Origin of the sequence: Streptomyces sp. NPDC093065, assembly GCF_044754585.1 — a bacterium.
Classification (GTDB): Bacteria; Actinomycetota; Actinomycetes; order Streptomycetales; family Streptomycetaceae; genus Streptomyces.
This window is the reverse complement of sequence record NZ_JBIVPJ010000040.1, coordinates 1-16,897: the sequence shown is the minus strand read 5'-3', so window position 1 is coordinate 16,897 and position 16,897 is coordinate 1. Positions and strand designations below refer to the sequence as shown.

General features: G+C 71.1%; 15 protein-coding genes and 1 pseudogene. 9 read left to right on the top strand and 7 right to left on the bottom strand.

All coding sequences use genetic code 11. The features are described from left to right. Positions 1 to 49: 49 nt before the first annotated feature. Positions 50 to 1,471, bottom strand: coding sequence for a Fe-S cluster assembly protein SufB (gene sufB, locus ACIQFU_RS37390; RefSeq protein ID WP_003976894.1), 1,422 nt, complete (start codon positions 1,469 to 1,471; stop codon positions 50 to 52). Beyond that, on the bottom strand, positions 1,468 to 2,238 hold the full coding sequence (locus ACIQFU_RS37385; RefSeq protein WP_402557746.1) for a helix-turn-helix transcriptional regulator: 771 nt from the start codon (positions 2,236 to 2,238) through the stop codon (positions 1,468 to 1,470). The genes sufB and ACIQFU_RS37385 overlap by 4 nt, the downstream gene beginning before the upstream one ends. Before the next feature lie 170 nt (positions 2,239 to 2,408). On the opposite strand from ACIQFU_RS37385, the gene ACIQFU_RS37380 reads away from it, so the two are divergent. The 4 genes from ACIQFU_RS37380 (at position 2,409) to ACIQFU_RS37365 (ending at position 6,080) form a co-directional block, all read left to right on the top strand. After that, positions 2,409 to 3,197: an aminoglycoside N(3)-acetyltransferase gene (locus ACIQFU_RS37380; protein ID WP_402557744.1), complete on the top strand. Its 789-nt coding sequence runs from the start codon at positions 2,409 to 2,411 to the stop codon at positions 3,195 to 3,197. A gap of 76 nt (positions 3,198 to 3,273) precedes the next feature. After that, a complete protein-coding gene (locus ACIQFU_RS37375; protein ID WP_402557742.1) occupies positions 3,274 to 4,197 on the top strand; it encodes an ABC transporter ATP-binding protein in 924 nt (307 codons plus the stop codon). Then, entirely contained in the window at positions 4,194 to 5,003 is an 810-nt protein-coding gene (locus tag ACIQFU_RS37370; RefSeq protein WP_402557741.1) for an ABC transporter permease, read from the top strand. Before ACIQFU_RS37375 ends, ACIQFU_RS37370 begins: the two co-directional genes overlap by 4 nt. A gap of 54 nt (positions 5,004 to 5,057) precedes the next feature. After that, positions 5,058 to 6,080, top strand: coding sequence for a heme A synthase (locus ACIQFU_RS37365; protein WP_402557739.1), 1,023 nt, complete (start codon positions 5,058 to 5,060; stop codon positions 6,078 to 6,080). On the opposite strand, the gene ACIQFU_RS37360 is transcribed toward ACIQFU_RS37365, so the two are convergent. The 4 genes from ACIQFU_RS37360 to ACIQFU_RS37345 all read right to left on the bottom strand — a co-directional run bounded on the left by ACIQFU_RS37360 (position 6,035) and on the right by ACIQFU_RS37345 (position 9,455). Beyond that, positions 6,035 to 6,778 (bottom strand): nucleotidyltransferase domain-containing protein, encoded by a 744-nt coding sequence (locus tag ACIQFU_RS37360; RefSeq protein WP_402557738.1) that lies wholly within the window; start codon positions 6,776 to 6,778, stop codon positions 6,035 to 6,037. The genes ACIQFU_RS37365 and ACIQFU_RS37360 overlap by 46 nt on opposite strands. Before the next feature lie 38 nt (positions 6,779 to 6,816). Next, positions 6,817 to 7,923 (bottom strand): amidohydrolase family protein, encoded by a 1,107-nt coding sequence (locus ACIQFU_RS37355; RefSeq protein WP_402557737.1) that lies wholly within the window; start codon positions 7,921 to 7,923, stop codon positions 6,817 to 6,819. Between the two features lie 97 nt (positions 7,924 to 8,020). Next, positions 8,021 to 8,389 (bottom strand): hypothetical protein, encoded by a 369-nt coding sequence (locus ACIQFU_RS37350; protein ID WP_402557735.1) that lies wholly within the window; start codon positions 8,387 to 8,389, stop codon positions 8,021 to 8,023. 97 nt (positions 8,390 to 8,486) lie between these two features. Next, the gene (locus ACIQFU_RS37345; protein ID WP_402557734.1) at positions 8,487 to 9,455 is read right to left on the bottom strand and encodes a heme o synthase; all 969 of its coding nucleotides are present in this window, start codon (positions 9,453 to 9,455) and stop codon (positions 8,487 to 8,489) included. A gap of 356 nt (positions 9,456 to 9,811) precedes the next feature. Between ACIQFU_RS37345 and tkt the strand changes: the two genes are divergently transcribed. Genes tkt through pgl form a run of 5 tightly spaced genes read left to right on the top strand, consistent with a single transcriptional unit; the run spans position 9,812 to position 16,410 of the window. Beyond that, entirely contained in the window at positions 9,812 to 11,899 is a 2,088-nt protein-coding gene (gene tkt / locus ACIQFU_RS37340; protein ID WP_402557733.1) for a transketolase, read from the top strand. 34 nt (positions 11,900 to 11,933) lie between these two features. After that, positions 11,934 to 13,052, top strand: a complete 1,119-nt coding sequence (gene tal, locus ACIQFU_RS37335; RefSeq protein ID WP_402557732.1) for a transaldolase — start codon at positions 11,934 to 11,936, stop codon at positions 13,050 to 13,052. Between the two features lie 3 nt (positions 13,053 to 13,055). Continuing rightward, on the top strand, positions 13,056 to 14,579 hold the full coding sequence (gene zwf / locus ACIQFU_RS37330; protein ID WP_402557730.1) for a glucose-6-phosphate dehydrogenase: 1,524 nt from the start codon (positions 13,056 to 13,058) through the stop codon (positions 14,577 to 14,579). Further along, positions 14,576 to 15,628 carry a glucose-6-phosphate dehydrogenase assembly protein OpcA gene (opcA, locus tag ACIQFU_RS37325; protein ID WP_402557729.1) on the top strand — a complete coding sequence of 351 codons (1,053 nt, stop codon included), beginning with the start codon at positions 14,576 to 14,578 and terminating at the stop codon, positions 15,626 to 15,628. Before zwf ends, opcA begins: the two co-directional genes overlap by 4 nt. Then, positions 15,625 to 16,410 (top strand): 6-phosphogluconolactonase, encoded by a 786-nt coding sequence (pgl, locus tag ACIQFU_RS37320; protein WP_402557727.1) that lies wholly within the window; start codon positions 15,625 to 15,627, stop codon positions 16,408 to 16,410. Before opcA ends, pgl begins: the two co-directional genes overlap by 4 nt. Before the next feature lie 131 nt (positions 16,411 to 16,541). Here pgl and ACIQFU_RS37315 read toward each other — a convergent pair. Then, a pseudogene (locus tag ACIQFU_RS37315) lies at positions 16,542 to 16,897 on the bottom strand (glucose-6-phosphate isomerase); the annotation flags it as partial.

The following is a 16,897-nucleotide window of genomic DNA, read 5'->3' as shown; positions in this document are numbered from 1 at the left end:
TCTGCTCTCTTCCTACGTTCCTGAATGGTGACTGCGGTGGGGGCGGGGGTCAGCCGACCGCGCCCTCCATCTGCAGCTCGATCAGCCGGTTGAGTTCGAGGGCGTACTCCATGGGCAGCTCCTTGGCGATCGGCTCGACGAAGCCGCGCACGATCATCGCCATCGCCTCGAACTCGCTCAGACCGCGGCTCATCAGGTAGAAGAGCTGGTCCTCGGAGACCTTGGAGACGGTCGCCTCGTGGCCCATGGACACGTCGTCCTCGCGGACGTCCACGTAGGGGTACGTGTCGGAGCGGGAGATGGTGTCGACGAGCAGCGCGTCGCACAGCACGTTCGACTTGGAGCCGTGGGCGCCCTCGCCGATCTCTACGAGACCGCGGTAGGAGGTGCGGCCGCCGCCGCGCGCCACGGACTTCGAGACGATGTTGGAGGAGGTGTTCGGCGCCATGTGGACCATCTTGGAGCCGGCGTCCTGGTGCTGGCCCTCGCCCGCGAAGGCGATGGACAGGGTCTCGCCCTTGGCGTGCTCGCCCATCAGGTAGACGGCCGGGTACTTCATCGTCACCTTGGAGCCGATGTTGCCGTCGATCCACTCCATGGTCGCGCCCTCGTACGCCACGGCGCGCTTGGTGACCAGGTTGTAGACGTTGTTCGACCAGTTCTGGATGGTGGTGTAGCGGCAGCGGGCGTTCTTCTTGACGATGATCTCGACCACGGCGGAGTGCAGCGAGTCCGACTTGTAGATCGGCGCGGTGCAGCCCTCGACGTAGTGCACGTAGGCACCCTCGTCGACGATGATCAGGGTCCGCTCGAACTGGCCCATGTTCTCCGTGTTGATACGGAAGTAGGCCTGGAGCGGGATCTCGACGTGCACGCCCTTCGGCACGTAGATGAAGGAGCCGCCGGACCACACGGCGCTGTTCAGCGAGGCGAACTTGTTGTCACCGACGGGGATGACGGTGCCGAAGTACTCCTTGAAGAGCTCCGGGTGCTCCTTGAGGGCCGTGTCGGTGTCCAGGAAGATGACGCCCTGCTCCTCCAGGTCCTCGCGGATCTGGTGGTAGACGACCTCCGACTCGTACTGGGCCGCGACACCGGCGACGAGGCGCTGCTTCTCCGCCTCGGGGATGCCGAGCTTGTCGTACGTGTTCTTGATGTCCTCGGGCAGGTCCTCCCAGGACTCCGCCTGCTTCTCCGTGGAGCGCACGAAGTACTTGATGTTGTCGAAGTCGATCCCCGACAGGTCCGAGCCCCAGTTCGGCATGGGCTTCTTCTCGAAGAGGCGCAGGCCCTTGAGGCGGAGCTTGGTCATCCACTCCGGCTCGTTCTTCTTCGCGGAGATGTCGCGGACGACGTCCTCGTTGATGCCGCGCTTGGCAGAGGCGCCGGCCGTGTCGGAGTCGGCCCAGCCGTATTCGTACTTGCCCAGTCCCTCGAGCTCGGGGTGAGCAGTCTCCGTGGGGAGAGTCATGCGGGGTTCCTCCCGGCCGTGCTTGCAGATGCGTTGTAGGTCTTGGAAGTCGTCCCGGACGCCGTCTCGGCGGTCCCGGAGGGCTTCGAAGTCTTCGGAATGAACGTGGTGCAGACGCCGTCGCCGTGCGCGATGGTCGCGAGCCGCTGTACATGCGTACCGAGCAGCTCGGCGAAGAATTCCGTCTCCGCCTCGCACAGCTGCGGAAACTGCTCCGCGACGTGGGCGACCGGGCAGTGGTGCTGGCACAGCTGCTCGCCCTGCTGGGGGTGGGGCGCGCTCCGCGCGGTAGCAGCGTACCCGTCCTCGGTCAGCGCCTTGGCCAGCGCTTCCGCGCGCTTCTCGGCGGGGGCGGACTCCACGGCCTTGCGGTAGGCGCCCGACTGGGCGGCGATCCGGGCACGGGCGAAGGCGGCGATCGCCTGCTCCCCGCCCTCCTGCTCGGCGATCCAGCGCAGGGCGTCGGCGGCCAGCTTGTCGTACGACTGGTCGAAGGCGTCCCGGCCGCAGTCGGTGAGCGCGAAGACCTTGGCGGGCCGCCCGCGCGTGCGCGCGCCGTAGACCCGCTGCTCGCGGGCCTCCACCACGTCGTCGGAGACCAGGGCGTCGAGGTGCCGCCGGACGGCGGCCTGGGTCAGGCCCAGGCGTCCGGCGAGCTCTGCGACGGTCGAGGGTCCGTGGTCCAGGATGGAGCGCGCGACCCGGTTGCGGGTGGACCGCTCACCGGTCGCGAGTTCCTCCTGCGGAGCCTCACCGACGTTTTTCACAACGCCATTGTTGCGTAATTCCTTCGGGGCGGGCAAGCCGCGCCCGGATCATCGAACGGTGCCCTGCGTCACTTAGGCATACCTAAGCTGACCTGCGGAAACGATCTTTGATCGATCACCCGGGGGCAATTCGCTGGCGCCCGGACGCGGCTTCAGGAACACTCCCCCGCATGCCCGCACCCCCTCCGACCGGCCCACTCGTCACCCGCGGAACGCTCGCCGCCGGGCTGCGCGAACTGGGTGTGCGCACCGGCGACACCCTCCTCGCGCACTCGTCCCTCAGTTCGCTCGGCTGGGTCTGCGGAGGCCCCGTCGCGGTCGTCCAGGCACTGCTCGACGTGCTCGGCCCGAGCGGCACCCTGGTGGTCCCGACCCAGACCGGCGACCTCTCCGACCCCGCCCTGTGGACCAGCCCGCCGGTGCCCGAGGAGTGGTGGGAGACGGTGCGCGCGGCGACGCCCGCCTACGACCCGCTGATCACGCCCTCGCGCGGTGTCGGGGTGGTCCCGGAGGCGGTGCGCACCTGGCCCGGGGCCCGGCGCAGCGCCCATCCGCAGACCTCCTTCGCGGCCCTCGGCGCCCGTGCCGCCGAGGTGGTCGCGGGGCACGCGACCGACTGCCGGCTGGGCGAGCGCAGCCCGCTGGCCACGCTGGAACGGCTGGACGCCCGGGTCCTGCTGCTCGGCGCGGGCTACGAGGCCTGCACCGCCTTCCACCTCGCGGAGTACCGGATCCCCTCCCCGCTGGTGGAGGTGGGGCGTCCGGGGCCGGTGGGGTGGGAACGGGTGACCGAGGTGTCGATCACGTCCGAGCGCTTCGACGAACTGGGCCACGACTTCGAACGGGACCGTTCCGTCGCCCGCGGCCGGGTCGGCGCGGCCGGCGTACGTCTGTTCTCCCTGCCCGACGCGGTCGCCTACGCCGAACGGTGGCTGCCCGTGCACCGCCCGCGCGAGTGAGGCCCGTGCCGGGTGCCGGAAGGTTTTCCACACCCCCGCGCCCGGCCGGTCCGCCGTCTCCCTAGACTCGTGACCCATGCGAAGTGAGCCCGTGGTCCAGGTCCAGGCCCTGGTGAAGCGGTACGGCACGAAGACCGCGGTGGACGGCCTCGACCTGGTGGCCGGCACGGGCGTGACCGCCGTGCTGGGTCCCAACGGGGCGGGCAAGACGACCACGGTCGAGACCTGCGAGGGATACCGCAGACCGGACTCCGGGACGGTGCGCGTCCTGGGCCTGGATCCGGTGCGGGACGGCGCCGGACTGCGGCCGCGGATCGGCGTGATGCTCCAGTCCGGCGGCGTCTACTCCGGCGCCCGCGCGGACGAGATGCTGCGCCACGTGGCGAAGCTGCACGCCCACCCGCTGGACGTCGACGCGCTGATCGAGCGGCTCGGGCTGGGCTCGTGCGGCCGCACCACGTACCGCAGGCTCTCGGGCGGGCAGCAGCAACGGCTCGCCCTCGCGATGGCCGTGGTGGGCCGCCCGGAGCTGGTGTTCCTGGACGAGCCGACCTCCGGCCTCGACCCGCAGGCCCGCCGCGCCACCTGGGACCTCGTACGGGACCTGCGCGACGACGGGGTCTCGGTGATCCTGACCACGCACCACATGGACGAGGCCGAGCAGCTGGCCGACGATGTCGCCGTCATCGACACCGGCCGGGTGATCGCCCAGGGCACCCCCGAGGAGCTGTGCCGCGGCGGCGCCGAGAACACCCTGCGGTTCACGGGCCGCCCGGGACTCGATGTCGCGTCCCTGCTCAAGGCGCTGCCACCGGACTCCGCTGCCGCCGAGCTGACCCCGGGCTCCTACCGGGTGAACGGCAAGGTCGACCCGCAGCTGCTGGCGACGGTGACCTCCTGGTGCGCCCAGCACGGGGTGATGCCGGACCGCATCTCGGTGGAGCGCCACACGCTGGAGGACGTCTTCCTGGAACTGACCGGCAAGGAGCTGCGCGGGTGACCACCACGACAGGGACACCGGGGAACGCGGGGACGCCGGGCACCACGGGGGCGTACACGCCCAGGCCGGGGGCCGCGCCGCTCGGGCGCATGATCGCGGCGCAGGCCGTGCTGGAGACGAAGATGCTGCTGCGCAACGGCGAGCAGCTGCTGCTGACGGTGATCATCCCGACGCTGCTGCTCGTCCTGTTCAGCTCCGTGGACATCGTCGACACCGGAGCCGGGGAGGCGGTCGACTTCCTGGCGCCCGGCATCCTCGCGCTCGCGGTGATGTCGACGGCGTTCACCGGGCAGGCCATCGCCACCGGCTTCGAGCGCCGGTACGGGGTGCTGAAGCGGCTGGCCGCCTCCCCGCTGCCGCGCTGGGCCCTCATGACCGCGAAGACGGCGTCGGTGCTGGTCACGGAGGTGTTCCAGATCGTGCTGCTGACGGTGATCGCCCTCGCGCTGGGCTGGTCGCCGCACGGCAACCCGGCGGCCGTGCTGCTGCTCCTGGTCCTCGGCACCGCCGCCTTCTCCGGGCTCGGGCTGCTGATGGCGGGCACGCTGAGGGCGGAGGCCACGCTGGCCGCCGCCAATCTGGTCTTCCTGCTGCTCCTCGTGGGCGGCGGGGTGATCGTGCCGCTGGACAGGTTCCCGGACGCGGCGCAGAGCGTGCTGGGGCTGCTGCCCATCTCCGCCCTGTCGGACGGACTGCGGGACGTGCTCCGGCACGGGGCCTCGATGCCCTGGGGCGACCTGGGGATCCTCGCCGTGTGGGCGGTCGTGGGACTCGCGGCCGCGGGGAAGTTCTTCCGCTGGGAGTAGGGACACATGCCGCAGGACGACCCTCGTGAAAGCGTGCACAAGCGGGCGCCTACGATGGACGGCGTGCCAAACGTGACCCGCGCCGACGCCGCAGCCGCCGTGCGCAACCCGCTCGCCTTCATCGCCGCGCACTGGACCCCGCATCCCCGGACGGTCCAGCGGGCGGCCCTCGCGCCCCTCGTGATGTCCGTGATCATCGTCGTCACCGGCGGCGCCGTCCGGCTCACCGGCTCCGGGCTCGGCTGCCCGACCTGGCCCAAGTGCACCGACGACTCGCTCACCACCACGAGCGAGATGGGCTTCCACGGCGTCATCGAGTTCGGCAACCGCATGCTGACCTACGCGCTGTGCGCCGCGGTCGGCTGGGCGATCATCGCCGCCCGCTCCCAGAAGCCGTACCGGCGCAGCCTGACCCTGCTGGGGTGGGCGCAGTTCTGGGTCGTGATGAGCAACGCCGTGCTCGGCGGCATCGTCGTCCTCGTCGGTCTCAACCCGTACACGGTCGCGATCCACTTCGTGGCGACGACGGCGCTGCTGACGCTGGCCACGGTGATGTGGCAGCGCACCCGGGAGGGCGACGCGGCACCGCGCCCGCTGGTCGGCAAGTCCGTGCAGCAGCTGGTGTGGGTGACGGTCGTCGTCTCGGCGCTGCTGGTCACGGTGGGCACCGTGGTCACGGGCGCGGGCCCGCACGCGGGCGACTCCAGCGACGTGCCGCGGATGCCGGTCGACTGGGAGATGATCAGCAAGGCGCACGCCGTCCTGGCGTGGATCGTGGTGACGCTGACGTTCGCCCTGTGGTTCGTGCTGAAGGCGGTCGACGCGCCCAGGGATCCGCTGGCCCGCACCCGCGACCTGTTCCTGGTGCTGCTCTCCCAGGGGGTCGTCGGGTACGTCCAGTACTTCACCGACCTGCCCGAGGTGCTGGTCGGGCTGCACATGTTCGGCTCGTGCCTGGTGTGGATCGCGGTGCTGCGGGTGCTGCTGGCGCTGCGCGAGCGGCCCGAGGAGACGGTGGCAGGGCTGCCGGCTCAGGAGTACGACGCCACCAGCGTGTCGATCGCCGGTCCCAGGTAGTCACGGGTCAGCTCGGCGCGGCGGGCGGTCCACCCGGCCGTGGCCGCGGGCCGCGCGCGGTTCCCGTACCGCCGCTCGGCGACGTCCTCGACGACCTCGCCGGGAGCGCCCAGGGCGGGCAGCTGCGCCAGGGCCTCCCGCTTGGTGATCAGGCGGCCCTCCCGCAGCGTGACCGTGGCGCGGGCGAAGGTGATCAGGCCGAGGTCGACCCACACGTCCTGCCGCCACAGCTCCGCCCTGCGCACGTGCGGCCGCCAGAACTCCCGCTGGTCGCGGACGACGAACCCCGCCAGCTCCGGGCCGGACACCGGTGGCAGCAGGTGCTCCGGCGACTCGCCGTGCAGGACGCGGCCGAAGCTGTGCAGCTCACGCCGGGTGACGGGGGTGACCGGCCGCTTGAAGAGCTGTTCGTGGGCCCAGGTCAGGTGCCGCCGGTCCGGGTCGGCGGCCGTGTCCGGCGACAGGTACGTGCAGTGCAGCAGTGCGGCCAGGGGTGCGTCCCGCAGCCGGGCGTGCAGCAGCCCGAGGCGCCAGGCCGTGCGGGCCGTGGCCGGCCGGGGCAGGACCGCGATCAGGTCGAGGTCGCTGCGGCCCTCCTGGTAGTCGCCCGCGCCCAGTGAACCGTGCGCCCAGACGGCGACGGGGTCGAGGGGCCCGAGGCCGGTGAGGAAGCGGTCGAGCAACGCGTCGGTCGGCATGCGCACAGTGTCGGGGGTTCGATGCCGCGTGTACACCGTCACTCCAGCCCGTACACCCGCCCGGCGTTCCCCGAGGCGATCATCGCCGCCACCCGCTGGGCGTCCCCGGGCGACCACGCCCCCTCGGCCACCCATGCTCCCAGCACCCTGCCCAGGGCCTCGCGGAACAGCCGGGCGGCGACCACGTGCAGCTCGGGCAGGCCCTGGGCGCCGCTGGAGAACAGGATCTTGCCGAAGGGGGCCAGCTCAAGGATCTCCGCGAGGACCGTCGCCGCGCGGGCGCCGGTGCGCACCAGGGCGGCGCCCGAGTCGGCGTAGACGTGCGGGAAGACGCCGGCCAGGTGGGCGGCGTGCCGGTGGTACGGATAGCCGTGCAGCAGGACCAGGTCGGTGCCGAGGCCGGCGGTGGCCCGTACGAAGTCGGTGAGCAGGACCGGGTCGGTGCGGTCGATGCGCAGGCCCGGCTCGCCGAGGCCCGCGTGCAGCTGGAGCGGCAGGCCGGAGGCGACGGCGATCCACAGCAGGTGGCGCAGCAGCACCGGGTCGCTCAGTTCCCCGCCGACCTCACGCCCGGTCAGCCAGCGGGCGGCGGCCCCGCGCACCTCGCCGGGGCAGGGCGGCTCCGGGGCGAGGGCCAGGCCGTGCCGTACCCCGGCGACGGAGGTGAAGGCGACCGCGTCCGCGGCGGCGCCGTGCACGGCCTCGGCGAGGTTGGCGAGGAAGGACTCGACGGTGCCGGAGGTGTCGGCGACCTGTTCGGCGAGGAGTTCCAGGCGCACGATCTCCCGGGTGTCGGCGTCCGCCGCGGAGGCCATCTCGGCGGGTCCGGTGAGGTCTCCCGGCAGTCCGGCGTCGACCAGGTAGGTGGTGATGCCGCTGCCGCGCAGCAGCCGGCGGTCGGCCTCCATGACGCCCAGTTCCCGGCGCCGGGCCAGGTAGCGGGCGGGCGGGCAGTGCGGTTCCAGGCCGAGCAGGGGCGGGCACCAGCGGCGTACCGCGAAGCCGGTCTGGGTGTCGAAGAGGGTGGTGCCCGGTGCGGGCGGGCCCTCGGTGCGGGCCAGCTGGGCCTCGAAGGTGCCGAGGCCCAGCTCCGTTCTCAGGACGCCGTGGCAGTACTGGTCCACCAGGGACGGCGTTTCGATCATCCGGGCTCCCCGCGCTGGGACCGTGCGCCGTGCGGCTCGGGGCTCTGCGGCCCGTATGCCTCGCGGCTTCCTACGGTCCTAACGGGTGAACCCGGTCTCAGGTGTTGCTCGGGCCCGCGACCTGGATGCCCGCCATGCGCGACCACTCGTAGCGCCCGGTGGCGACCTTGGCGGCGAACTCGCCGTCGAAGTCCTCGTGGACGGTGATGCCGGACTGTTCAACGGCCTTGCGCGCCCGCTCGGGGGTGCGCGCGACCAGGTCGCCCCAGGCGCCGTCCTCGCCGACGAGCACGATCCGGGCGCCGCGCTCACCGAGATACGCCACCTGGGCCTCGGCGCCGCCGTGGGCCTTGGCGAAGGACGCGATCCGCCCGGCCGTCCGGGTCACCTCGTACGCGGCCCACCGGTCGGCCCAGCCGCCCTTGGCGCCGGTCTGCTCCGTGTCCGCCTGCTCCGTGTCTGCCATGCCCAGGATGCTACCGACGGGTAGTCCGAACGGCGACGGGCGGGGTGCGTGGCCTTGACCACGCGCCCCGCCCGTCGGACGGCTCCACGGGGGCTGCTCAGCGCAGGAAGGGGTCCACCGCGATCGCGAGGAACAGCACCGACACGTAGGTGATGGACCAGTGGAACAGCCGCATCTCCTTCAGCTTGCCGCCCGTGACCTCGGCCTTGGCACGGTTCTGCAGCCCGTGCGCCTCCCACAGCCACATGCCTCCGGCCGCCACGGCGACGGCCGTGTAGAACCAGCCGGTGTAGCCGAGCGGCGTCAGCAGCAGCGACACCACGACCATCACCCAGCTGTAGATGACGATCTGCCGGGCGACGACCTTGTTGGACGCGATCACCGGGAGCATCGGCACGCCGACGCGCGCGTAGTCCTCCTTGACCTTCATGGACAGCGGCCAGTAGTGCGGCGGCGTCCAGAAGAACATCACCCCGAAGAGGATGACCGGCGCCCAGGACATCGAGTTGGTCACGGCCGACCAGCCGATGAGCACCGGAAGACAGCCGGCGATGCCTCCCCAGACGATGTTCTGGGAGGTGCGGCGCTTGAGGAGCATCGTGTAGACGACGACGTAGAAGAGGAGCGCGCCGAGCGAGAGCCAGGCCGACAGCCAGTTGACGGTGAGGCCGAACAGCAGCGTCGAGACGATCGCCAGGGCGATGCCGAAGACGAGGCATTCGACCGGGCTGACCATTCCGGTCACCAGCGGGCGCTGCGAGGTCCGGTCCATCAGCGCGTCGATGTCGCGGTCGATGTACATGTTCAGCGCGTTGGCGCCGCCGGCCGACAGGTAACCGCCGACGCAGGTCAGCAGCACCAGCTTCAGATTCGGAACACCCTGTTCGGCGAGGAACATCACCGGAACGGTGGTGATCAGCAGAAGCTCGATGATCCGCGGCTTGGTCAGCGCCACGAACGCCTTGACACGGGCCCCGAACGGCCGGTGACTCGGGCTCTGGTTCGTCCCGATAACCCCCGCAGGACGGGATTCAACGGCCGTCACGCACACCCCTGACAGAGACATCCCAGCAAGCCTCCCCGTGTGAAGTGGCGGTAAAGGCTCGCGCGTACCACGCCACTTTAGACGTTGCCCATACCTCGGCCTTCGCGGGGGTGGGCTCGTGTTGGCGCGGGTGCTCCGACGTGCGTCCGCAGAGTCGATTGAGCAGTCAGATGAGCGGCTCCGTATTCACTTGCCGAATGCGGTTTCGCCCAGTCGACAGGCGGACCGAGAAGAGTCCCGGCAGTCTGGTTTCCAGCGGAAAAGCGCACGTACTTACGGGGGTAGGCTCGGCCATGGCCGGCCGACTCACGGACGCGCCGGCAGCCGGTGCACTCGTGCACCGGCAACCGACATGTGGAGAGGAGCCCTGACTCAGGGTGAGCACCAAGCCGACCACCACAGACCTCGAGTGGACCGAATTGGACCAGCGGGCCGTGGACACCGCCCGCGTCCTGGCCGCCGATGCCGTACAGAAGGTTGGCAACGGCCATCCGGGTACGGCGATGAGCCTGGCGCCCGCCGCCTACACCCTCTTCCAGAAGGTGATGCGGCACGACCCCGCCGACGCGAACTGGGTCGGGCGCGACCGCTTCGTGCTGTCCGCGGGTCACTCGTCCCTGACCCTCTACACCCAGCTCTACCTGGCCGGCTTCGGCCTGGAGCTGGCGGACCTGGAGTCCTTCCGCACCTGGGGCTCCAAGACCCCCGGCCACCCGGAGTACGGACACACCACCGGCGTGGAGACCACGACCGGCCCGCTGGGCCAGGGTGTCGCCAACGCGGTGGGCATGGCGATGGCCGCCCGCTACGAGCGCGGTCTGTTCGACCCGGAGGCCCCCGAGGGCGAGTCCCCGTTCGACCACTTCATCTACTGCATCGCCGGTGACGGCTGCCTCCAGGAGGGCATCTCCGCCGAGGCGTCCTCGATGGCGGGTCACCAGAAGCTCGGCAACCTGGTCCTGCTGTGGGACGACAACCACATCTCGATCGAGGGCGACACGGAGACGGCCGTCTCCGAGGACACCTGCAAGCGGTACGAGGCGTACGGCTGGCACGTGCAGCGCGTCGCCCCGAAGCCGGACGGCGACCTGGACCCGAACGCGATCTACGACGCGATCGAGGAGGCGAAGAGGGTCACCGACCGGCCGTCCTTCATCGCCATGCGCTCGATCATCGCCTGGCCCGCCCCGAACGCGCAGAACACCGAGGCCGCGCACGGCTCGGCGCTCGGCGACGACGAGGTCGCGGCGACCAAGCGGGTCCTGGGCTTCGACCCGGAGAAGTCCTTCGAGGTCTCCGACGAGGTCGTCGGGCACACCCGCAAGGCCCTGGAGAAGGGGCAGGCGGCCCGCGCGGTGTGGGAGAAGTCCTTCCAGCAGTGGCGGGACAACAACCCGGAGCGCGCCGCCGAGTACGAGCGGGTCGCCAGGGGCGAGCTGCCGAAGGGCTGGGAGGAGAAGATCCCGGTCTTCGAGGCGGGCAAGGGCCTCGCGACCCGTGCCGCGTCCGGCAAGGTGCTCCAGGCGCTCGGCGACGTGATCCCGGAGCTGTGGGGCGGCTCGGCCGACCTGGCCGGCTCGAACAACACGACGATCGACAAGACGTCCTCCTTCCTCCCGGCGGGCAACCCGCTGCCCGAGGCGAACCCGTACGGCCGCACCATCCACTTCGGCATCCGCGAGCACGCGATGGCCGCGGAGATGAACGGCATCGCGCTGCACGGCAACACCCGCATCTACGGCGGCACGTTCCTGGTCTTCTCCGACTACATGCGCAACGCGGTACGGCTGTCCGCGCTGATGCACCTGCCGGTGACGTACGTCTGGACGCACGACTCCATCGGCCTCGGCGAGGACGGCCCGACCCACCAGCCGGTCGAGCACCTGGCATCGCTGCGCGCCATCCCGGGTCTGAACCTGGTCCGCCCGGCCGACGCCAACGAGACGGCGATCGCCTGGCGCGAGATCCTGCGCCGCTGGACGAAGGAGTTCGGCAAGGGCCAGCCGCACGGTCTGGCGCTGACCCGCCAGGGCGTGCCGACGTACGAGCCCAATGAGGACGCGGCCAGGGGCGGCTACGTGCTGTTCGAGGCCGAAGGGGGCGAGCCCGGGGTCGTCCTGATCGCCACCGGCTCCGAGGTGCACGTCGCCGTCGAGGCGCGCGAGCAGCTCCAGGCCGACGGCGTGCCGACCCGTGTGGTGTCCATGCCGTCCGTCGAGTGGTTCGAGCAGCAGGACCAGGGGTACCGGGACAGCGTCCTGCCCCCGTCCGTGAAGGCCCGGGTCGCGGTCGAGGCCGGGATCGGCTTGACCTGGCACAAGTACGTGGGAGACGCCGGCCGCATCGTCTCCCTGGAGCACTTCGGTGCTTCGGCGGACGCCAAGGTGCTCTTCAAGGAGTTCGGCTTCACCGCCGAGAACGTGGCCTCCGCCGCCCGGGAATCGATCGCCGCAGCCCAGCGCTGACGCTCGTACACGACACGTAGGAGATGCATTTTCCATGACAGACGCACTCAAGCGCCTCTCCGATGAAGGCGTCGCGATCTGGCTGGACGACCTGTCGCGCAAGCGGATCACGTCCGGCAACCTCGCCGAGCTGATCGACCAGCAGCACGTCGTGGGCGTCACCACCAACCCGTCGATCTTCCAGAAGGCGATCTCGCAGGGCGACGGCTACGACCAGCAGCTCGCCGACCTCGCCGTGCGCGGGGTCACGGTCGAAGAGGCCATCCGCATGATCACCACGGCGGACGTCCGCGACGCCGCCGACATCCTGCGCCCGGTCTACGACAACACCGGCGGCAAGGACGGCCGGGTCTCCATCGAGGTGGACCCGCGCCTGGCCCACAACACGCACGCCACGGTCGCCGAGGCCAAGCAGCTGGCGTGGCTGGTGGACCGGCCGAACACCTTCATCAAGATCCCGGCCACCGAGGCCGGCCTGCCGGCCATCGCCGAGACCATCGGCCTGGGCATCAGCGTCAACGTCACGCTGATCTTCTCGCTGGAGCGCTACCGCAAGGTCATGGACGCCTTCCAGACCGGCCTGGAGAAGGCCAGGGAGCGCGGCCTGGACCTGTCGCAGATCCACTCCGTGGCGTCCTTCTTCGTGTCCCGCGTGGACACCGAGATCGACAAGCGGATCGACGCGCTCGGCACCGAGGAGGCCAGGGCCCAGCGCGGCAAGGCCGCCGTCGCCAACGCCCGCCTCGCCTACGAGGCGTACGAGGAGGTCTTCGGCACCGACCGCTGGGCCGCCCTGGAGAAGGCCGGCGCCAACAAGCAGCGTCCGCTGTGGGCGTCGACCGGCGTGAAGGACAAGGCGTACAGCGACACCATGTACGTCACCGACCTGGTCGCGCCCAACACGGTCAACACCATGCCGGAGGCCACGCTGCTGGCCACCGAGGACCACGGCGAGATCGGCGGCAACGCCGTCGCCGGGTCGTACGACCAGGCCCGCGCCGACCTCGAAGCGGTCGAGAAGCTCGGGATCTCCTACGACGAGGTGGTCCAGCTCCTGGAGGAGGAGGGCGTCGAGAAGTTCGAGGCGTCCTGGAACGACCTGCTGAAGTCCACGGAGGCGGAGCTCAAGCGCCTCGCTCCCTCGAAGGGCTGAGAATTGTCAAGCAGCAACCCGCTGCGTGACCCCGCAGACCGACGGCTCCCGCGCATCGCGGGGCCGTCGGGTCTGGTCATTTTCGGCGTCACCGGCGATCTGTCCCGCAAGAAGCTCATGCCCGCCGTGTACGACCTCGCCAACCGCGGTCTGCTGCCGCCGGGCTTCTCGCTCGTCGGGTTCGCCCGCCGCGACTGGGAGCACGAGGACTTCGCCCAGGTCGTGCACGACGCCGTCAAGGAGCACTCCCGCACCCCGTTCCGCGAGGAGGTCTGGCAGCAGCTCATCCAGGGGATGCGCTTCGTCCAGGGCACCTTCGACGACGACGAGGCGTTCGAGCGGCTGCGCGGCACCATCGAGGAGCTGGACAAGGCACAGGGCACGGGCGGCAACTTCGCCTTCTACCTGTCGGTGCCGCCGAAGTCCTTCCCGGTGGTCATCCAGCAGCTGAAGAAGCACGGGCTGGCCGACCAGTCGAGCGGCTCCTGGCGCCGTGCGGTGATCGAGAAGCCCTTCGGCCACGACCTGAGGTCGGCCGAGGAGCTCAACGCGATCGTCCACGAGGTCTTCGGCTCCGACCAGGTCTTCCGCATCGACCACTACCTGGGCAAGGAGACCGTCCAGAACATCCTGGCTCTGCGCTTCGCCAACACGATGTTCGAACCGATCTGGAACCGGTCCTACGTCGACCACATCCAGATCACGATGGCCGAGGACATCGGCATCGGCGGCCGGGCCGGCTACTACGACGGCATCGGCGCGGCGCGCGACGTCATCCAGAACCACCTGCTCCAGCTGCTCGCGCTCACCGCCATGGAGGAGCCCGCCTCCTTCGACGCGGACGCGCTGGCCGCGGAGAAGACCAAGGTGCTCGGCGCGGTCCGGCTCCCCAGGGACCTGGGCCGGGACACCGTGCGCGGCCAGTACGCGGCCGGGTGGCAGGGCGGTGCCAAGGCCGTGGGCTACCTCGAAGAGGACGGCATCGACCCCAAGTCGAAGACCGACACCTACGCCGCGATCAAGGTCGGCATCGACAACCGCCGCTGGGCGGGCGTCCCCTTCTACCTGCGCACCGGCAAGCGCCTGGGCCGCCGGGTCACCGAGATCGCGGTCGTCTTCCAGCGTGCCCCGCACTCCCCCTTCGACACGACGGCCACCGAGGAACTCGGCTCGAACGCGATCGTCATCCGGGTCCAGCCCGACGAGGGCGTCACCGTCCGCTTCGGTTCCAAGGTGCCGGGCACGTCGATGGAGATCCGGGACGTGTCGATGGACTTCGCCTACGGCGAGTCCTTCACCGAGTCCAGCCCCGAGGCGTACGAGCGTCTCATCCTCGACGTACTGCTGGGCGACGCCAACCTCTTCCCGCGCACCGAGGAGGTCGAGCTGTCCTGGAAGATCCTCGACCCGATCGAGCGGTACTGGGACGAGCACGGCACCCCGGCCCAGTACCCGGCCGGCACCTGGGGGCCCGTCGAGGCGGACGACATGCTGGAGCGAGACGGACGGAGCTGGCGCCGGCCATGAAGACAGACCTCACGGACACCACCGCCAGCAAGATCAACAAGGCGCTGGTCCTCGGCCGCCGGGCCATCGGCACGCCGGCCGTCGGCATGGTGCTCACCCTCGTCATCGTCACCGACGAGGAGAACGCCTACGACGCGCTGAAGGCCGCGAGCGACGCCGCGCACGAGCACCCCTCGCGCACGCTGGTCGTCATCAAGCGCGTCTCCCGCTCCCCCCGGGACCGCACCAAGTCCCGGCTGGACGCCGAGGTCCGCCTCGGCGCCGACGCGGGCACCGGCGAGACGATCGTGCTGCGGCTGTACGGCGACGTCGTCGACCACGCCCAGTCGGTGGTCCTGCCGCTGCTGCTGCCGGACGCGCCGGTCGTGGTCTGGTGGCCGGTGAACGCGCCGCTGGACCCGGCCAAGGACCCGCTGGGCGCACTCGCCCAGCGCCGGGTCACCGACACCTACGCCTGCGAGGAGCCGATACGGGAGCTGGTGGCCCGCGCCGACGCCTACGCGCCGGGCGACACCGACCTGTCGTGGACCCGGATCACGCCGTGGCGCTCGATGCTGGCGGCGGCCCTCGACCAGGTCGACTGCGAGGTGCAGGCGGTCGAGGTGGAGGGCGAGGAGTTCAACCCGAGCTGCGAACTGCTCGCGATGTGGCTCGCGGACCGGCTGGCCGTACCGGTGCAGCGCACGGTGTCGAGCGGTCCGGGGCTCACCGCGGTCCGCATGGACACCGACTGCGGTCCGGTCGTCCTGGACCGGGCCGACGGCTCGCTGGCGAATCTCTCCATCCAGGGCCAGCCCGGCCGTGCGGTGGCGCTCAAGCGCCGTGAGACGGCCGAGCTGATCGCGGAGGAGCTGCGCCGCCTGGACCCGGACGACACGTACGCCTCGGCGCTGCGGTACGGCCTGGACCGGCTGAACGCGCCGGCCAAAGGAGACCCGGCCGACGCAGGGGCCCGCGCGGTCGCCGCTCCCGTCGGGACGGTCGCGAAGGCTCCCGCGAAAGAGGCGGCGCGGGAGGAGACACCGGTGAGGAAGGCGGCGGCGAAATGAGCGACACCCCGCAGTTGGTCGTGCACCGCGACAAGGAGCTGATGGCCGAGGCCGCGGCGGCCCGCCTGATCACGAAGATCGTGGACGCGCAGGCCTCCCGGGGCAGCGCGTCCGTGGTCCTCACCGGCGGGCGCAACGGCAACGGTCTGCTCGCGGCGCTCGCCGCCTCCCCGGCCCGGGACGCGATCGACTGGGCCCGCCTCGACCTGTGGTGGGGCGACGAGCGCTTCCTGCCGGAGGGCGACCCGGAGCGCAACGTCACCCAGGCCCACGAGGCGCTGCTCGACGCGGTGCCGCTGGACCCGAAGCGGGTGCACGCGATGGCGGCGTCCGACGGTCCCTACGGTTCGGACGTGGAGGCGGCAGCGGCGGCCTACGCGCAGGAGCTGGCCACGGCGTCCGTGCCCGAGAACCACGCCGCGGTCCCGTCCTTCGACGTGCTGCTCCTCGGTGTCGGCCCGGACACCCATGTGGCCTCGCTCTTCCCGGAGCACCCGGGCGTCCGGGAGACGGAGCGCACGGTGATCGGCGTCCACGGCTCCCCCAAGCCGCCGCCCGTCCGCATCTCCCTGACCCTGCCCGCGATCCGCGCCGCCCGTGAGGTGTGGCTGCTCGCGGCGGGCGAGGACAAGGCGAACGCGGTGGCGATGGCCCTGTCGGGCGCCGGCGAGATCCAGGCCCCGGCTGCGGGCGCCCGGGGCCGCGCCCGCACCCTGTGGCTGCTCGACTCGGCGGCGGCGTCCCGGCTGCCGAGGTCGCTGTATCCACCGGCGTCGGCCTGACCCAGCCCGTCCGGCGTTTGAGGACAGGGCCGTTCAGGCCGAAAGCGGGGGTCTGGGGGGCGGCAGCCCCCAGGGACGGGAACGGGAAGGGGCGGCGGGGGCGAAAACCTCCCGCCGCCCCTTCAGCACGTTCACACCCGCCCGCGCAACTCCCGGTAGGCGGCCACCAGCGCGACCGTGGACGGGTCGAGGCCGGGCACGTCCGCGCCCTCGGTGAGGGCCGGCTCGACGCGCTTGGCCAGCACCTTGCCCAGCTCCACACCCCACTGGTCGAACGAATCGACGTTCCAGATCGCCCCCTGCACGAACACCTTGTGCTCGTAGAGCGCGACGAGCTGCCCCAGCACCGACGGGGTCAACTCGCGGGCGAGGATCGTCGTCGTCGGATGGTCGCCGCGGAAGGTCTTGTGCGGGACCAGTTCCTCGGGCACTCCCTCGGCGCGTACCTCGTCCGGGGTCTTGCCGAAGGCGAGGGCCTGGGTCTGCG